Consider the following 19,138-nt stretch of genomic DNA (forward strand, 5'->3'; position numbering starts at 1 on the left):
ACGCCGTGTAACGAAGGTTCAGTCCAAGCGGGCGTTGAGGATTCGGGCTATCTGCTCGACCGCTACCGGTTCGGTCATCGCGAGGTGTGCGGCGTCGATATCGATATTCGCGATCTCGCCGCGGACCACCGGTGCCCAGCCCGCGGAACCGGTGGCATCGGGGCTGCGGTCCACGGTGGCGGTGAAGTAGAGCAGATCGGCGTCGAGGACTTGTGGCTGCCAGATACTCGACGCGCGCATGGACTGGTTGTAGGCGTCGGTCATTCGCTGGATCATGTCGGCGTCCACCGCGAACCCCTCGCCGAGATGTTGCTCGATGAGGGTGGCGGCCTCCTGCGGGGTGGCGTTCTCGTCCACGAAATCGATACCCAGGACCGGACCGAGGTTGCTGATCAGTTCACCGGCGGTGACCGTGGTGACCTCCGCCGGGTCGATATTGCCCGCCTCGGCGTCCAGCAGGGCCAGCAGGGCGACCTGCTCCCCCGCCGCTCGCATCTCGACCGCGATTGCCTGGGCTATCTGACCACCCAGTGACCAGCCGAGCAGGTGGTAGGGACCGTGCGGCTGGATGCGCTGGATCTCGGTGACGTATCGGCGGGCGGTTTCTTCGATGGTGGCGGGCCCGGGGACCTCGCCGCTGATCTGGGGTGCCTGGATTCCGTAGATGGGCCGACCGGGTGTGAGATATTCGGCGAACGGGCGGTAGCTCCAGGCCAGGCCGGAGGCCGGGTGGATACAGAACAGCGGTTCCCGGTCGCCGCCGGTGCGGATGGGCAGCAGGACATCGAAACCGAAGGCGGTGGCCGGATCGGCGTGGGTCTCGCCGGAGCGCATACCCGATTCGATCCGCTTGGCCAGGTCCGCGGGCCGGGGATCGGACAGGATCCAGCTCACCGGGACGTCGTAGTCGAGTTCCTTCTTCAGTTCGCTCACCACCTGCACCGAGCGCAGCGAGTTCCCGCCGAGGGCGTAGAAGTCGTCGTCGGCGCCGACCCGTTCCACGCCGAGCACGTGCCCGTAGGCCCGGGCCACCTCGCCTTCCAGCCAGGAGGCCGGTTCCCGGTACTCCCCTACCGCGAATTCGGGTTCCGGGAGGTGGTTGCGGTCGAGCTTTCCGGAGGCTGTGAAGGGGACGCTGTCGAGCACCATCACGGTCGTGGGCACCATATAGCCGGGAAGTTCGGTGGCGGCGTGCGTGAGGACCGCGGCGGTGTCGACGACGGCGCCGGCCGCGGGTGCGAGATAGCCGACCAGTTGGTCACCGGCCGGTGTGGTGTGTATCGCGACGATCGCGCGGGCGACGGTGTCGTGTTCGGCGAGCACGGCTTCGATCTCACCGAGTTCGATCCGCAGACCACGTAATTTCACCTGGAAATCTGTGCGGCCCAGATATTCCAGTTCGCCGCTGGGCAGCCGGCGGGCCAGGTCGCCGGTGCGGTACAGCCGCTCCCCCGCGGTGAACGGGTCGGGGACGAACCGTTCCGCGGTGAGGCCGGGGCGGTCCTGGTAGCCGCGGGCGGCCTGATTGCCTGCCAGATACAGGTCTCCCGCCACGCCGGGTGCCGACGGCCGCAACCGGCTGTCGAGTACGTAGGCGCGGACATTCCATACCGGAGTGCCCATGGGGATGTTTCCGCCGTCGGCGGCGGTGACCAGGTGTTCGGTGGCGTGCAGGGTGAATTCGGTGGGTCCGTACAGATTGTGCAGCCCGACGTCGGGCATGACCCGGCGGGCGGCGGACACGACCTCTTGGCCGAACGCTTCACCGCCCACGAGCAGGGCCCGCAGCGATGCCAGTGATCCGTCGGGTGTCGCGTCGGCGAACGCGGCGAGCATGGAGGGGACGAACGAGGTGAGGGTGACGCGGTGGGCGGCGATGGTGTCGGCGAGGTAGGCGGGATCGGTGTGCCCGTACGGTTCGGCGACGACCATGCGCGCCCCCGCGATCAGGGTGGCGAACAGTTCCCACACCGACACGTCGAACGTCGCGGGAGTCTTCTGCAACACCACATCGTCAGGGGTGAGCCAATAGGTGCCGTTGATCCAGTGCAACTGGTTGAGCACCGCACGGTTCGGTACGGATACGCCTTTGGGGCGCCCGGTGGAACCGGAGGTGAACAGAACGTAGGCGACATTGTCCGGCCGCAGCGAGGTCAGGCGCTCGCTGTCGGTGACGGGGCTGTCGTCGTATGCGGAGGCGTCCAGATCGTCCAGGGTCGACAGCACCAGGACCGGGTTCGCGGTCGCCAGCATGTAGTCGATTCGTTCGGCCGGGTGGTCCGGGTCGATCGGGACGTACCCGCCGCCGGCGGCATGTATCGCGTACATGGCGGTCACCTGATCCAGTGACCTGTGCATCCGCAGTGCCACCAGGGTTTCCGGGCCCACACCGCGGGCGATGAGCAGTCTGGCCAGGCGGTTGACGCGGGATGCGAACTGCCCGTAGGTCAGGGTCTCCTCGGCTGTGGTGATCGCGGTGCGGTCGTGGTGGATGCGCACCGAGTCGGTGAACGCGGAGGCGAGTGTTTCGTCCGGTGCGAGTGGGTAGCTGGTGTTGTTCCACCACACCAGTTCGGCGTCGCGTTCGTCGGCTTCGAGCAGGTCCACATCGTGTACGGTCCGGCCGGGGTCGGTGGCCATGGCGTCGAGCAGGCGCAGCAGGCGGTCGACGATGCTGGTGGCGGTCGCTTCGTCGAAGAGGTCGGTGGCGTAGGTGATACCACCGGAGATCCCGGTCGGGGTGCCGGCGGTGTCATGGGAGTCCGACACTGTGACCTGGAGGTCGAACAGGGAGGTTCCGGTGTCGGCTTCGACGGCCGATACCGACAGGTCCGGTAGTTCGAAGTCGGTGGTGCCGAGGTTCTGGAACGCGAGCATCACCTGGAACAGCGGGTGGTGGGCGTGGGTCCGCACCGGGTTCAGTTCCTGTACGAGCCGTTCGAACGGGACGTCGGCGTGCCCGAATGCGGCCAGGTCGGTGCCGCGTACGTGTTCGAGCAACTGGGTGAATGTCATTCCCGCGGTGAGCCGGGTGCGCAGGACGAGTGTGTTGACGAACATGCCGACCAGATCGTCGAGTTCGGGTTCGCCGCGGCCCGCATAGGGGGTGCCGATGGCGATATCGTCGGTGTGCGCGAGGCGGCCCAGGGTGGCCGCCAGGGCGGCGTGGAAGACCATGAACAGGGTGGTGTTGTGCGCGCGGGCCACCTGTTCCAGTTTCGCGTGTAGTTCGGCGTCGAGTTCGATCGGTACGTTCGCGCCCGCATAGGTCTGCACGGGTGGCCGCGGCCGGTCGGTGGGTAGTTCCAGCAGCGCGGGCAGGTCGCCGAGCTGGTCGGTCCAGTAGTCGATCTGCGCGCGGAGCAGCGAACCCGGGTCGTCTTCGGTGCCCAGGACGCTGTGCTGCCAGATGGCGTAGTCGGCGTACTGGACGGCGAGCGGTGGCCAGCCGGGCGGTTCGTGGTGCAGCCGCGCCGAATAGGCGGCCATCATGTCCCGGGCGAGTGGGGCCAGTGAGGATCCGTCTCCGGAGATGTGGTGCAGCACGACGGCGAGGATCCATTCGTCGTGGCCCAGTTCGTACAGGCGTACCCGGAACGGTACTTCGGCGGTCAGATCGAACACCGCCGAGACGAAATCGGAGAGTTCGGCCACCAGTTCGGCCTGTTCGACGGGGATGACGGCCATCGGGGGTGCCGTTTCGGCGGCGGGGAGTACGAGCTGTGCCGGTTCGCCTCCGGACTGCGGGTAGACGGTGCGGAGCACTTCGTGCCGGGTCATCACATCGGCGACGGCGGAGCGCAGGGCGTCGATACGGAGCTGTCCGGTCAGCCGGATGACAATCGGGATGCTGTAGGCGGCGGAGTCGGGTTCGAACCGGTTCAGGAACCACATGCGCTGCTGCGCGTAGGACAGCGGGATGTGATCCGGACGCTGTTGGGCGGTCAGCGAGATCCGGCCGGTATCGGCATGCGATTCCGCGCGCGCGGCCAATTTCGCGACGGTGGGCGCTTCGAAGATGATCGACACCGGTACCGAGGCGTCGAGCGCGGCACCGATCCGGGCCGCGACGCGAGTCGCGACCAGGCTGTTGCCGCCGAGTTCGAAGAAGTCGTCGTCGGCGCCCACCGGGCCGTCGACGCCGAGCACTTCGGCGTACACGGCGGCCACGATCTCCTCCACCGGTGAGGACGGCTCCCGGAACTGCCGGGCCTGGAGCACCGGCGCGGGCAGGGCCTTGCGATCGAGTTTGCCGTTGGGTGACAGCGGAATCTCGTCGAGGACCAGTACCGCGGCGGGAATCATGTAGGAGGGCAGTGTTTCGGCCGCTGTCGCGGCGAGTTCTTCGCCGGTGATGTCGGCGCCCGGTGCCGGCACCACATAGGACACCAGCAGAACAGGGCCCGTACCTTCGCGGCGAGGTACGGTCACGGCGAACGATACGTCGTCGCGGGCGCTGAGGACCGCGTCGATCTCGCCGAGTTCCACCCGGAAGCCGCGGACTTTGACCTGGAAGTCGTTGCGTCCGACGAATTCGAGGTCGTGGTCGGCGTTCCAGCGCACGACGTCGCCGGTGCGGTACATGCGCAGGCCGCTGTCTCCGTAGGGGCAGGCGACGAAACGTCCGGCGCTGGTGCCGGTCCGGTTGAGGTAGCCGCGGGCCAGTCCGGGGCCGGCCAGATACAGTTCGCCGGACACTCCGACGGGCACCGGCTGCAGCCGGTCGTCGAGTACCAGGGCGCGCATTCCGGGGCGCGGTCCGCCGATACGTGGCCGGGCGCCGGGCAGCATATGGGGGGCGCCGGTGGCGACGACCGAGGTTTCGGTGGGCCCGTACAGGATCCGGAATTCGCGGGTGCCGGCGGCGTCGGTACCGGCCCACCGTTTCACCAGGTCCGAGGGGACCTCTTCGCCGCCGGACATGACGACCTGGAGGTCGTCGAGTCCGGCGGGGTCGACCGACGCGAGGGCGACCGGGGTGACGAACGCGTGGGTGACCCGTTGGGTGCGGAGGAGTTCGGCGAGTTCGCTGCCGCCGTACATTCCGGGCGGGGCAAGCACCAGTACGGAGGCGTTGCCGAAGGCGAGCAGGATTTCCAGCAGTGAGGCGTCGAAGGACGGCGAGGCGAAATGCAGGACCCGGGAGGTGTGTCCGGTGGTGTGGCCGGCGCGCTGGGCCGCGAGGTAATCGGCGATGGCGCGGTGTTCTACGGCGACACCCTTGGGCACACCGGTGGAGCCGGAGGTGAAGACGATGTAGGCGGTGTGGCCGGCCCGCAGTGGCGCCGCCCGATCGCCGTCGGTGACCTGATCGCCGGGTAGTGCGTCGATCCCGGCGCGGACGGTGTCGTCGTCGAGGACGAGCCAGTCCAGGGCGTCGGGCAGTTCGGTCCGTGCAGTTGTCACCGTGACACCGAGCTTGGCACCGGAATCGGCGACCATCTGCTCGATGCGACTCGCCGGGTAGCGGGGGTCGACCGGGACATAGGTCGCCCCGGATTTGACGACCGCCCACCAGGCGACCACCGATTCGATCGACCGGGTCACGGCGACCAGCACCGGGTCCTCCGGTCCGGCGCCGCGCCGGATCAGTTCCCGGGCCAGCCGGTTCGATCGGATATCGAGTTCGGTGTAGGTCAGTTCGGTATCGCCGGAGACGAGGGCGGCTCCGGCACCGTTGTCGCGTACCGCCGCGGCGAAAGCATCCGGGAGCAGGGCGGGTGCGCCTTCGATACGCGGGCCGACCCGGGAGACCAGCGTGGTGTGTTCGTCGGCGTCGAGCCAGTCGATATCGCCGACGGCGGTGGACGGGTCGGCGGCGACGGCTTCCAGTACCCGGATCAGGCGCTGGGCGAAACCGGCGACGGTCGTCTCGTCGAACAGGTCGCGCGCGAACATCATCATGCCGGATATCCCCTGGGCGGTACCGGCTTTCCCGTAGGAGTCGGAGACGACGAGTTGCAGGTCGAACTGGCACATCCCGGTGTCCACGTCGTCGCGGGATACGGTGACATCGGGCAGCACCACATCGACCGAGGACAGGTTCTGGAACGCCAGCGCCACCTGGAACAGCGGATGCCGGTCTGCCGATCGTTGTGGTTTCAGTTCTTCCACGACTCGTTCGAAGGGGACGTCGGCGTGTTCGAACGCCTGCAGATCCGTTTCCTTCGTCCGGGTCAGCAGGTCGGCGAACGATTCGCCGGAGCGGATCGGGGTGCGCAGTACCAGGGTGTTGACGAACATGCCGACCAGGTCGTCGAGACCGGGTTCACTGCGTCCGGCGATCGGGGTACCGACCACCACATCGTCGGTGCTGCTCAACCGGCCCAGCATTACCGCGAGCGCGGCGTGCAGGACCATGAACAGTGACGAGCCCCTGGCGTGGGCCAGTTCCATCAGCCGTTCGTGCAGGCCGGCCCCGATTTCGAGGGGCACCCGGCCGCCGGACAGGGACGCCACTGCCGGGCGTGGCCGGTCGGCCGGCAGGTCGAGCCGGTCGGGGGCACCCGCGAGGGCGGCGCGCCAGTATTCCAGCTGCGCCGACATGAGCGAATCGGGATCCTGCGCCGATCCCAGCATCCGGCGCTGCCACAGTGCGAAATCGGCGTATTGCACCGGTAGCGGCTCCCACAGCGGCGCGTGTCCGGCGACCCGGGCAGCGTAGGCCCACATCACGTCGCGGGCCAGCGGGCCCATGGACTGGCCGTCGCCGGCGATATGGTGGACCACCAGTACCAGCAGGTACTCGGGTTGCTGGTCGCCGCCGGTCCGGAACAGCCCGACGCGCATCGGCACCTGCACGGTGACATCGAAGCCGCGCCGCAGGAATTCGGTGACCACCTCGCGGATCGCGGCAGGGTCCACCCGCACCGGTTCCGGCGCCATTTCGGGTTCGCTCAGGATCACCTGTTCGGGATCACCGGCGGTTTCCGGGTAGATCGTCCGCAGCACCTCGTGGCGGTCGGCGACGTCACGCAGCGCCGCGGCCAGGGCGTCGGTGTCGAGGCGGCCGGTCAGCCGCAGCATCACCGGAATGTTGTAGGCGGCCGAGTCCGGTTCGAACCGGTTGAGGAACCACATCCGCTGCTGTGCAAGCGACAGCGGGATCGGGTCGGGCCGAACGCCCGCGGTGAGCGGTACCCGATCGCCGCCGTGCAGGGATCCCGCGTATTCGGCGAGACCGGCGACAGTGGGCGTCTCGAATATGGACCGGACCGGCACCCGCACGTCCAGGGCGGCGCCGACCCGCGCCACCACCAGCGACGCGCTCAGCGAATCGCCACCGAGATCGAAGAAGTCGTCGTCGGCTCCGACCCGTTCGACGCCGAGGACATGTTCGAAGGCCTCCGCGACCACGGTTTCCACCGGGGTGGCCGGGGCGCGGAACTCCCGCGTGGTGAACACCGGTTCCGGTAGACGGTCGCGGTCCAGTTTGCCGTTGGAGGTCAGCGGTAGCTCGTCGAGCAGTAGTACGGCGGCGGGCACCATGTACGGAGGCAGCGCTTCGGCCAGGGCAGCGGTCAGTTCCACCCCGGTGACAGTGGTGCCGGGCTTGGGCACCACATAGGAGACCAGGGCTACGGGACGGCCCTCGGTGCTGCGCGGCACGGTCACCGCGAACGCGATATCGGCGCGAGCGCCGAGGGCGGCGTCGACCTCGCCCAGCTCGACCCGGTTGCCGCGGACCTTGACCTGGAAATCGTTACGGCCCACGAATTCGAGGGCGTCGTCCCGGTTGCGGCGCACGATATCGCCGGTGCGGTACATGCGGTGGCCGGGGTCACCGAACGGGCAGGCGACGAAACGCGCCGAGCTGAGCCCGGTACGACCGATGTAGCCGTCGGCCAGGCCCGGTCCGAACAGATACAGTTCACCCGCCACACCGGCCGGGACGGGTCGCAGCCAGGTGTCGAGGACCGTTGCCGAGACCGGTCCTACCGGTCCGCCGATCGTGATCGGGGCCCCGGGGGCCAGTGCGCTGTCGGCGGTGGCCCAGATCGTGGTTTCGCTGGGGCCGTACAGGTTGACCATGGTGCGTCCTGGAGCCCACCGGTCGACCAGTTCGGGTCCGACGGGTTCACCGGCGGAGGACAGTACTCGCAGTTCGCCGAGACCGTCGTGTGGGAGGGTGGCCAGCGCCGACGGGGTCAGCAGAGCGTGGGTGATGTGTTCGTGCCGGATCAGCTCGGCCAGTTCGGGTCCGCCGTACACATCCGGGGGCGCCACCACCAGCCGGCCGCCGGAACCGTGCGCCATCAGCAGCTCGAACACCGAGGCGTCGAAATTGGGTGAGGCGACCTGTAGAACCGTCGAGTCCTGGTCGACGCCGAGGATCCGGCGCTGCGCCGCCGCGACATCGGCGAGTGCGCGGTGGGCCACCAGCACGCCCTTGGGTGTGCCGGTGGAGCCGGAGGTGTAGATCACGTATGCCGGGTGGTCCGGCCTGATCGGTCCGCCGCGGTCGGCGTCGGTGACCGGTGCCGCGATCTCCGGTTCGTCGCTCGCGGTGTCGGTGTCGGTGTCGACGATCAGCCAGTCGACGGTGTCGGGCAGGTGCTGCCGGGAGGCGCTGTCGGTGAGTCCGAGGGTGGTGCCGGAATCCGACAGCAGGAACTCGATACGTTCCGGGGGCAGGTTCGGATCCATGGGCAGGAACGCGGCACCCGCTTTCGCGGCGGCCCAGATCGTGACGATCGTGTCCAGGGATCGGGGCAGTGCGACGGCGACCAGGGTTCCCGGTCGGCCGCCGTGCCGGATCAGCCGGCGGGCGAGCCGGTTCGCGCGTTCGTCGAGTTGCCGGTAGGTCAGTGCGACTGATCCATAGGTGGTCGCGGTCGCGTCGGGGGCGGCGGCCGCGGTCGCGGCGAGCAGGCCGCCCAGCGTATCCGCCGGGAGATGCTCGGTGCGGGGGGCGGGCATGATCGGGTCCCGGATGTCGGCCGGGGCGAGTTCACCGAGCCGGGTGGCCGGTGCGTGTGCGATGCGGTGCAGTATTTCGACGAAGCGGTCCAGGATCCGGCCGGCCTGCCCGGTATCGAATTCCCGGTCGAGGAAGCGCAGCGTGATCTGCAGACCCTGCCCGTGCTCGTCCTGTTTCGGTGCGACCACCAGGCTCAGCGGGAACGGGGTCGCGTCGACACCGGTGATCTCGTCGACGCGCAGACCCGCCGATTCGACGAGCTGCTGCAGGGCGGGGCGGTCGACCGGGAAGGACTGGAATGCGATCGCGGTGTCGAAGAGTTCGGTCACTCCGGCGCTGCGATGGATATCGGGGAGCCCGATGTAGTGGTGGTCGAGCATGGTGGCGTGCTGTGACTGGATGCGGGTCAGCAACTCGCGCAGCGAGACCGCCGGATCGAGCGCGACCCGGACCGGGATCGTGTTCAGGAACATACCGAGGGTCTGTTCCACCCGAGGCAGTTCGGGTGGGCGGCCCGACACCGCGGACCCGAAGATCACATCGGTTTCCCCGGTGAGGGTGCGCAGGTTCAGGGCCCATGCGGCGGCGATCGCGGTGTTGAGGGTGACGGCGGCGTCGGCGGTCACCGCGCGTAAGCGGGTGAGCTGGTCGGCCGCCAGTTCCGCGGTGACTTCGGTCGCCGACGTCGTACCTGCGCGCCCGGCGTGGCGGGCGACGCGGGTGGGTGAGTCGACGTCGGCGTAGGCCTGTGCCCAGGCGGCCCGGGATGCGGTGAGGTCCTGTCGGGACAGCCAGCGCAGGTAGTCGCGGTAGGAGGGGGCGGCCCCGGCGGCGCCGATATGCTCCGGTGTGCCGTAGTAGTCGAGCAGTTCGCGCAGCATCAACGGCATGGACCAACCGTCCAGGATCACGTGATGGTTGGTGATCAGCAGCCGGGAAACCCCGGATTCGGCACGGATCAGGGTGAAGCGGATGAGCGGCGGGTCCGACAGGTCGAAACCGGCGGCCGCGTCGGCGGCGGCGATCCGGTTCCATTCGGTCGCGGGGTCGGTAGCGCCGAGTGCCAGCGTCACTTCCTGGAACCGGACCTCGGCGTGATCGAGCACGATCTGGCACGGCCCGGCGGCGGTTTCCACGTAGGCGGCACGCAGGATGTCGTGTCGGTCGGCCACGGCCTGCGCGGCGTAGCGTAACCGTTCGCTGTCGACCGGGCCGGTGAAACCGATGACCGTCTGCACGGTGTAGTTGTCGCCGGCGGTGGGGTCGAAGGTGGAGTGGAAGTGGATACCGGATTGCATCGGCGACAGGGGCCAGACATCGGCCAGCCGCTCGTAACGTTGTTCGAGTTGTTCGATATCGGTCTGGGTGAGCCGCACCAGCGGGAAGTCCGCTGGACGATATGCGCGGTCCTCGATGCGTTGTGCCCTGCCGGGTAGGTCGTCGACGGTGGGGGCGTCGGATTCGTTGCGGGCCGTCGCGGCGAGGGCGGCGACCGTTTTCCCTTCGAACACATCGCGGGGCGTGAGGGTGAGCCCGGCGGCACGCGCCAGCGCCACCAGCCGCATGGAGACGATGCTGTCACCGCCGAGGGCGAAGAAGTTGCTCTCCGCCGACACGGTATCCAGGTGCAGGATCTCGGCGAACAGTTGTGCCATGACCCGCTCGGCGGGGGTGGACGGTGGACGGCCGGGGGCCTGTTCGGCGCGGAAGTCACGTTCGCGCAGCGCTTTCCGGTCGATCTTGCCGACCGGTGTCAACGGCATCGATTCCAGTTCCACGACGGCCGCGGGGTTCATGTAGTGGGCCAGCGAACCGGCGAGGTCGTCGTGCAGGGCCGCTGTATCCAGGGTGGTGCCCGGCGTGGGCACCACATAGGACACCAGGACCGGTTCCCCGGTGGGACCCTCCTGGGCGACGGTGGCGACCCGGGCGACGCCGGGATACCGGGCCAGGTGGGCATCGACCTCCCCCGGTTCGATCCGCAGCCCGTGGATCTTCACCTGTTGATCGCCGCGGCCCAGATATTCCAGTTCCAGGCCGCCGCGGCCGCGTATCCAGCGCACCGAGTCGCCGGTGCGGTACATCCGTTCCCCGTGAGGTGAGCGCGGGTCGGCGACGAACCGCGCGGCGGTGGTGGCGGGGTGGTCGAAGTATCCGCGGGCCAGGCCGGGGCCGCCGATATACAGTTCCCCGGCGATACCGACCGGTACCGGGCGCAGCCACAGATCGAGTACCGCCGCGGTCACACCGCGGATCGGTCCGCCGACGGTCACCGGTTCACCAGGGGTCAGCACATCGGATCCGGTTGCCCAGATCGTGGTTTCGGTCGGACCGTAGTGGTTCATGAGCCGGCGTCCGGGTGCCCACTGGTTCACGATGTCGGATCCGGTGGCCTCACCGACCACAGCGATCGTTCCGAGTCCCGGCAGCCCGGCCGGGTCCATGGTGCCCAGTACCGACGGGGTGATGATGGCATGGGTGACGCGCTGGTCACGCAGGAGCTTCTCCAGATCGTCGCCGCCGTACACTTCCGGCGGCGCGATCACCAGGCAGGCGCCGCTGCCGTGGGCGAGCAGGAGCTCCGAGACGTAGGCGTCGAATCCCGGTGAGGCGACCTGTAGTACCGCCGAATCCGGGGTTACCCGGAACGCTTCGGTCTGGGCGGCGACGAGATCGGCCAGACCGCGATGGCCCACCTGCACTGCCTTGGGCTTACCTGTCGATCCGGAGGTGTAGATCATGTAGGCCGCGTTGTCGGGCAGCAGCCGGTCAGCAGTGACCGGTTCGCCGACGGGATCCGGTGATTGCGCGGTGTCGACGATCAACCAGCCGACCGAATCCGGTAGATGCTGTACCACGGCGTCGGTCGTCACGCCGAGCGCACTGTGTGAATCGGTCAGCAGTTCCGCGAGACGTTCGGGTGGGTTGGCCGGGTCGAGCGGGACGAAGGTCGCGCCCGTCCGTGCCACGGCCCAGATCGCCGCGACCAGTTCGGCCGATCGGGGAAGGACCAGTGCCACGAAGGTTTCCCGGCTCGCCCCGCGAGCGGTCAGCCGCCGGGCCAGGGCGTCGGCGTGCTGCTCCAGTTCGCGGTAGGTGAGGGTGCTGTCGCCGGCGCGCACGGCCGGTGCGTCCGGATAGCGGCGCGCGGTGGCCGTCAGGATGTCGTGCAGGCTGCGTTCGGGGACCGGCGGTTCACCATGGACCGAGCGGAGTTCGGTCTCCTCGGGTTCCCGGTTCGAGGAGACCGCCGCGACCGGGCGCCCCGGCTCGGTGACCAGCCGGGTCAGCAGCAGTTCGAAGCGTTCGAGCAGGGTGCGCGCGTGGTCGCGATCGAAACGGTCGGTGGTGAACCGCAACGTCACGGTATGGGTCGCGGACTCCTCGGTGTCGGTGGCGTCCCGCGACGGGGGCGTCACCTGCAGGCTCAACGGGTAGGGGGTGGCGTCCTGGGCGTCGAGATCGAGCAGCCGCAGCCCGGCGGCACCGAGGTCGCGGGACAGGCCCTCCCGGTCGAGCGGGTAGGACTCCAGCACGGTGACCGTATCGAACATATCGGCGATCCCGGCTGCTCGCTGGAGTTCCGCCAGACCGATGTTGCGGTGATCGAGCATGGCGGCCTGCTCGGACTGGACACGCGTGAGCAGCTCGGCGACCGTTTCGCGCGGGTCGAGCCGCACGCGCACCGGCAAGGTGTTGATGAACAGCCCGACCATGTACTCGACGCCCTGGATATGCGGTGGACGATGCGAGACCGTGTTGCCGAACACCACATCGGAGCGGCCGGTCAGGGTGGTGAGCAACAACGCCCACGCCACCTGGATCGACGTATTGGCGGTGACACCGTGGGAACGGCCCAGATCGAGGAGCGCGGCGGTGGTCGCGGTGTCGAGGCGCAACCCGACCTCACCGCTGTCCGCGGTGACCGCACGGTTCGGCCGGCCGGCGACCTGGGTGGGGCTTTCGATTCCGTCCAGCATCTGCTGCCAGGCCGCAGCCGCCGCGGCCGCGTCCTGGCCGTGCAGCCATTGCAGGTAGTCGCGGTAGGAACGCGGCGGCGCGAGTTCGGCCGCGTCGTCGCCGAATGCGTACAGCGACAGCAGTTCGTGGATCAGCACCGGCATCGACCAGCCGTCGAGTACGAGGTGATGGTTGGTGACCAGCAGCCGGCATTCGTCGGCGCCGGTGCGCACCAGATGGAAACGCAGCAGCGGGGGCCGGGCCGGATCGAACGGCGCGGTGGCCGCGACCGCGAGCTCGTGCAGCCGGTCGGCGTGCTCGGCGTCGTCGATATCGCTGATATCGGTGTACTGCCAGTCGGCTTCGGTGTCACCGAGCACGAGCTGGCGTGGTCCGCCGGCGCTCTCGACGAACGCGGTACGCAGGCTGTCGTGGCGGTCGACGAGCGCCTGGGCGGCCCACCGCATCCGGTCCGGGTCGGCCGCACCGGCGAAGCTCAGGGCCGCCTGCACGGTGTAACCGTCGGTGGTGTCGCGGTCGTAGATCGCGTGGAACAGCAACCCGGTCTGCAGTGCGGTCAACGGCCACACATCGGTCAGCGACGGATAGTCGCGCAGCCAGCCGTCGATCTCGTCCTGCGAGACGGTGACGAGCGGGAAATCCGATGGGGTGTAGCCGCCCGCGGCTTCGGACCGGATATGTCCGGCGAGGGCGCGCAGCGCCCGCACCCACAGGCCGGCGAGTTCGTCGACCTCGGCGGGGTCGAGGATCTGTCCGGCGAACTCCCAGGTCGCTTCGAGTTCGAGACCTTCGGGGCCCGGTTCGGCGATCGCGTTGATATCGAGCAACGCGGGCAGCGCCATCCGCGGATCGCCGGTCGCGGCCAATGAGGTGAATTCACGGGTGGGTGTCCACGCCCCCGAGGTTTCGCGGACACCCACCCGCCCCAGATAGTTGAAGCTGATCTGAGGTTCCGGCGAGCTCCCCAGCTCGGCACTGCCCTGAGAGTCCAAGCACCGCAACATTCCGTAGCCGATGCCGTTGTCGGGCACCGCCCGCAGCTGCTCTTTCACCTGTTGGACAGCGCGTCCCGCGGCGGCCCCGCCGGCGAAGGCGTCCTCCGGGTCGATATCCCGCAATTCGAGACGCATCGGGAACCGGGTAGTGAACCAGCCGACCGTGGAGCTCAGATCGGAGCCCGGTACCGCCTGTTCCTCGCGGCCGTGTCCCTCCAGGGAGATCAGCTCCGCGCCCGCCGACATACCGCGCCGGCGCCGCCATTCCCCCAGCGCCAGGGCCAGGGCTGTCAGCAGTGGGTCGTTGGCGCTGCCGTGGAAGCGGGCCGGGATGGTGGTGAGCACGGCCTCGGTGACATCGGACGGGATCCGGATCCGGATCCGGCCCGCGGTGGCGGCGACATCACGTTCGGGGTCCAGGCGGCGGGCGCCGAGGAGCCGGTCGCCCCGGGCGTGGATTTCCTTCCACATCTCCAGTTCCGTGGTGCGCCGGGCCGGTGCCTGTTCGACCAGGCCGTGCGCCCAGCGTCGCACCGAGGTGCCGGATCCGGTGAAATGCGGTTCGCTGCCTTCGCTGATCTGTGCCCAGGCCTGTGCGAGATCGGTGAGCAGGATCCGCCACGATACGGCGTCGACGGCGAGATGGTGGATCACCAGCCACAGCAGGTCGGGGCCCGAACCGGTATCGTCCTGCAGCCGTACGGCCTGCAGCAGAACACCGTTGCCCGGGTCCAGCCGATCGGCTGCCGTCTGGAGATGCGCATCGACCTCGGTGGCGTCGCGCCGCTCCAGCAGCACCCGGGACAGCGCCGTATCCGCGTCGACCGCGCCCCGGTCCAGGACATCGACGAATCGGTCCACCGATTCGGCACCGCGCAGGACCGCGCGCAAGATGTCGTGCCGGTCCAGCAGGGCCTGTAGTGCCCGGACCAGATCGGTGTGTTCGAGGTTGTCCGGTAGTTCGATCAGGGTGGCCTGCGCGAACCGGGTGTAGTGGCCGCGGCCGAGCATGGCGTGCATGATCGGTGACAGCGGCATCGGCCCGACCGCGCCGCCCGCCAGTTCGGCCAGGCGCGGGGCGTCCCCGGCTTCGGTCGCTACGGTGGCCAGCCCGGCGACGGTCTTGTATTCGAAAACGTTCTGGGTGGAGAAGCTCAACCCGACCGCCTTGGCCCGGGCCACCAGCTGGATCGACAGGATGCTGTCGCCGCCCAGTGCGAAGAAGCTGTCGTCGGCTCCCGCGTGCGAGACCCCGAGCACTTCCGCGAACAGGCCCGCCACCAGATTCTCCCGCGGGGTGGCCGGCGCCCGGCCGACCGGGGCGGTCCCGAAATCGGGTTCGGGCAGCGCGTGCCGATCCATCTTGCCGAACGCGTTCACCGGCAGACTGTCCAGCGGCAGGATCACTGCCGGGACCATGTGCGGAGGCAGGGATTCGCGCGCGAAGCGCTGGAGTTCGGTGATATCGATACGACGGCCCTGAACCGGGACCACATAGGACGCCAGTACAGTCGCGTCGGCCTTGTTCTGTACCGGCACGGTGACCGACAGGTCCACGTCCTCGTGGCCGGTGAGGGCGGCGTCGATCTCACCGGGTTCGATCCGGTAGCCGCGGATCTTCACCTGGAAATCGCTGCGCCCCATCAACTCCAACGTCATCGCGGCGCTGTCCCCGGAGGACCAGCGTGCGAGATCGCCGGTGCGGTACATGCGGTCCCCCGGGTCGCCGTACGGGTCGGCGACGAACCGGGCCGCGGTCTCACCGAACCGGTGACTGTAGCCGCGGGCCAGACCCGGACCGGACAGATACAGTTCGCCCGCGGTGCCTCTGGGCACCGGTTGCAGGGTCCGGTCCAGCACCATGGCGGATACACCACGGATGGGGCCGCCGACGGTCAGGTCGCGGCCGGGTTCGATGGGCGCTCCGGCCGCGGTCACGGTGGTTTCGGTGGGGCCGTATTCGTTGTACATCGACCAGGACCGCGTCCACCGTTCGATGACGTGCGGCGGGCACACGTCGCCGCCGACCACGACGACCCGCAGATCGGTGAGCGGTTCGGGGTCGACCGTCGCCAGCATCGCGGGAGTCAGCGTCAGGTGCGTGACGCGCTCTTCGGCGAGCAGCCGGGTCAGCGGTTCACCGCCGATCACCTCCGGCGGCACGATGATCAGAGTCGAGCCGTTGGCGAAGCAGGTCAGGAACTGTTCCTGCGAGGCATCGAAACTCGGTGAGAGTGCATAGGACACCCGGGACCGGTCGTCGAGACCGTGGGCGTCGCTGCGGTCGGCGATGAGGTTCGCCAGCCCGGTGTGGGTGACCTGCACGCCCTTCGGCAGCCCGGTGGACCCGGAAGTGTAGGTCATATAGGCGGTGTTGGCGGGTCGCAGGGGGCGGATCCGGTCGGCGTCGGTGACCGGATCGCCCGCCTCGGACTCGATCGCCCGCTGGGTCCCCGGGTCGTCGAGCACGACCGTATGCACGTCCTGCGGCAGCCGCTCCCGGTATTCACCGACGGTGACCACCACGCGCGCACCGCTGTCGCTGATCATATGCTCGATACGTTTCGGGGGATATTCGGGGTCGACCTGCACGATCGCCGCACCGGATGCGGCGACCGCCCACGCCGCGATCACCGATTCCGCCGAACGGCGCAGCACGATCGCGACCGCGGTATCAGGTCCGCATCCCAGGGCGACGAGATGGCGGGCGAGCCGGGCGGACCCGGTGCCGAGCTCTTCGTAGGTCAGCATCCGGCCGGGCGCCGCGACCGCACTGCCGGCGCGGTGGCGGCGGGCGCTCTCGGACAGGATGTCGGGCAGCAGCCGGGTCCCGGTGCCGTGGGGGCCGCGGACGGGTAGCAGTGCGGTGCGTTCGTGCGCCTCCAGCAGCGGTAGCCCGCACACGCGGTATTCCGTTCCACCGGCGAGGAATTCGTGTAGGAACATGAGGAACCGCCGGTGGTGCGCGGCGAGTTCGGCCGGGCTGTACACGTTCGGGTTCCCCTGGAAGTCGATATGGGTGCTGTCGCGGCCCGCTCCGGGGTAGATGTTGACGAACAGGTCGGCGGTCGGGCCGGAGGTGAGTACGTTGAGACGTCCGGTCGTCTCCCCGAATACGACCTCGTTCTCGACCATCATGAGATTGACGGCCGGACCGAACGACGCGGCCTCGTCCCGCGCGATCCCCATATCGTGGAAGATGTCCTCCTGGCGGTACCGCTGGCGCCGCAGCGCGCTGGTCAGCTCGCTCTGCGTGGCGTCGATCAACTCTCCGACTGTGCTGTCGGCGACCCGGACCCGCAGCGGGACCACATTGGCGACCATGCCGCCGGAGCGGCGCAGTATCGCCGAATGCCGACCCGAGACCGGCAGACTCAGCAGTACTTCGTCGCTGCCGGTCATCCGGGCGAGGTAGGCGGCGAACGCCGCGACCACGATCGGGGTCACACTGGTCCCGCGCTCGGCCACCACTCTGTCGAGCAGCTGTGCGGTGTCCTCGGGCAGGGCGGCGCTGACGAGTTCCGGATGGATGGTGGGCTTGCTGATCCGGCCAGCCAGACTGACCACCGGCGGCGCACCGGCAAGGTGTTCGGTCCAGTATTTGCGGTCGTTGTCGAAACGTTCCGATCCGCGGTAGGCCAGATCCTGTTCGATGATGTCGCCCAGGTACTTCGCCGTCGCGGGCGGTGCGTCGTTCCCCTCGACCCAGGAGTTGTACAGCTCGGTGATGCGGTGCAGCATCGTCACCGCGGCGAAACCGTCCAACGCGATGTGGTGGGCGCGCTGATACCACAGGTAGTGGTCCGAGCCCACCTGGTAGATGACGCTTTTCATGAGGTGGTCGCCCAGCAGGTCCAGCGGTGCCGCGTAGTCCTCGCCCATCAGTCGGTGCGCGGTCGCTACCGGGTGGGCGTGGCGGCGCAGATCCACCACCGACACCTGGGGTACGTCGAGATCGTCGACGTACTGACACGGTTCGCCGTCCACCTCGATCAGGTGGATATGCCCGGACCCGAATTCGCGGTCGGCGGTCTCGCATGCCTCGATCAGCAGATCCGTTTTGAGCTCACCGATGATCTCCACGTACTGGGCCACCGAGATCGGCGAGGAACCCGCGAGATGCTGCGCGAACCAGATTCCGCGCTGGGCGGCCGACAGCCGGAGCACGTCACGGCGGGGCGGACCGGTGAAGACGCCCGCGTTCACTCGCGCATCCGAACCGTTACCCGAAACCGAGTAGCCCGATGCCGTGGCGGAATCGGTGTGCGCTGAGCTCGACCGGCTCCGGTTGCTGTCGACATTGCGCTTGGACTGGGGCACCTGTCCTCCATTTCCCGGCATTCGAGAGGCTCCCCGGAAGGGGACGATCACGGTTTCTCCAACGCGCAGGGGATTACATTGGAACAACAATTGATGTCGCCGATTCGAGACATTTCTCAGTCGATGAAAAGCGAAATGAAGAACGCGTTGTCTCGAATTCGATTCCTAAAGGAAATAAACTGGGATACGCGAGACCTGGCGGTTACAAATCAACAGGCTCCCGTCAGCGGCCCGGTAGATCGGCCGAACCGCTGCAAGGGGTTGTGTTCCGTGGCAATTTCGGCGGGCCGTACGGCGGCGACGACGCTACCCGGCGGACCTGCCGCATGCGGCGTCCGCGGTCCGTGCGTACGTATCGTTACCATCCCGGCAGCATGATGCGTGCAGGTCACGGACGGGGATCGGAACCGAGTCGGGGTCGCTGAGCGGGGATCATCGGTATTCATCGGTCGCACCAAATCGCCTTCTGGGCTTATCTCTGCGCCAGTTGTTCCCGGTGGATACCCCACAACCCCGACAATCGGGGGAATCCTTTGTCATGCCGATCTGCCGCAATTCTGGCAATCGGACCGGCAGTCGCCGAAGTGCGTTCCACATATTCTCGACGACCAGCTTCGGAACGCCATAATAAGCGAGGTTCGGCGAGCTCCGCAACGACGATCCCGGCGACCCGGTTCCGCGGCGGCACAGCAGGCGTCACAGGTGGTTTTTTTACTTCGGAAATCCGAAGTGATCGGAAGCCCGAGCGAGAATGCATCGGCGCCCGTCGATCGGCCGGTTCGCGAAACCCTTCGGCGTGTGCTCGTGGCCGGTGGGGCCGCAGGAGTGGAATGCGGGCCCGGAGCGGCGCCGTCCTGCCCGCCCCGCCGCGAGGCTTACGCCGCGGCGTCTGCGCCGCCGGATTGCGCGGCAGTCGTTCCCG

Annotated in this window: 1 protein-coding gene; it reads right to left on the reverse strand. The window is 68.4% G+C overall.

From position 1 onward, the window contains the following. Positions 1 to 18: 18 nt before the first annotated feature. On the reverse strand, positions 19 to 18,216 hold the full coding sequence (locus ACWCPQ_RS00810; RefSeq protein WP_449893260.1) for an amino acid adenylation domain-containing protein: 18,198 nt from the start codon (positions 18,214 to 18,216) through the stop codon (positions 19 to 21). Positions 18,217 to 19,138: the final 922 nt, after the last annotated feature.

The organism is Nocardia sp. NPDC001965 (genome assembly GCF_053594175.1).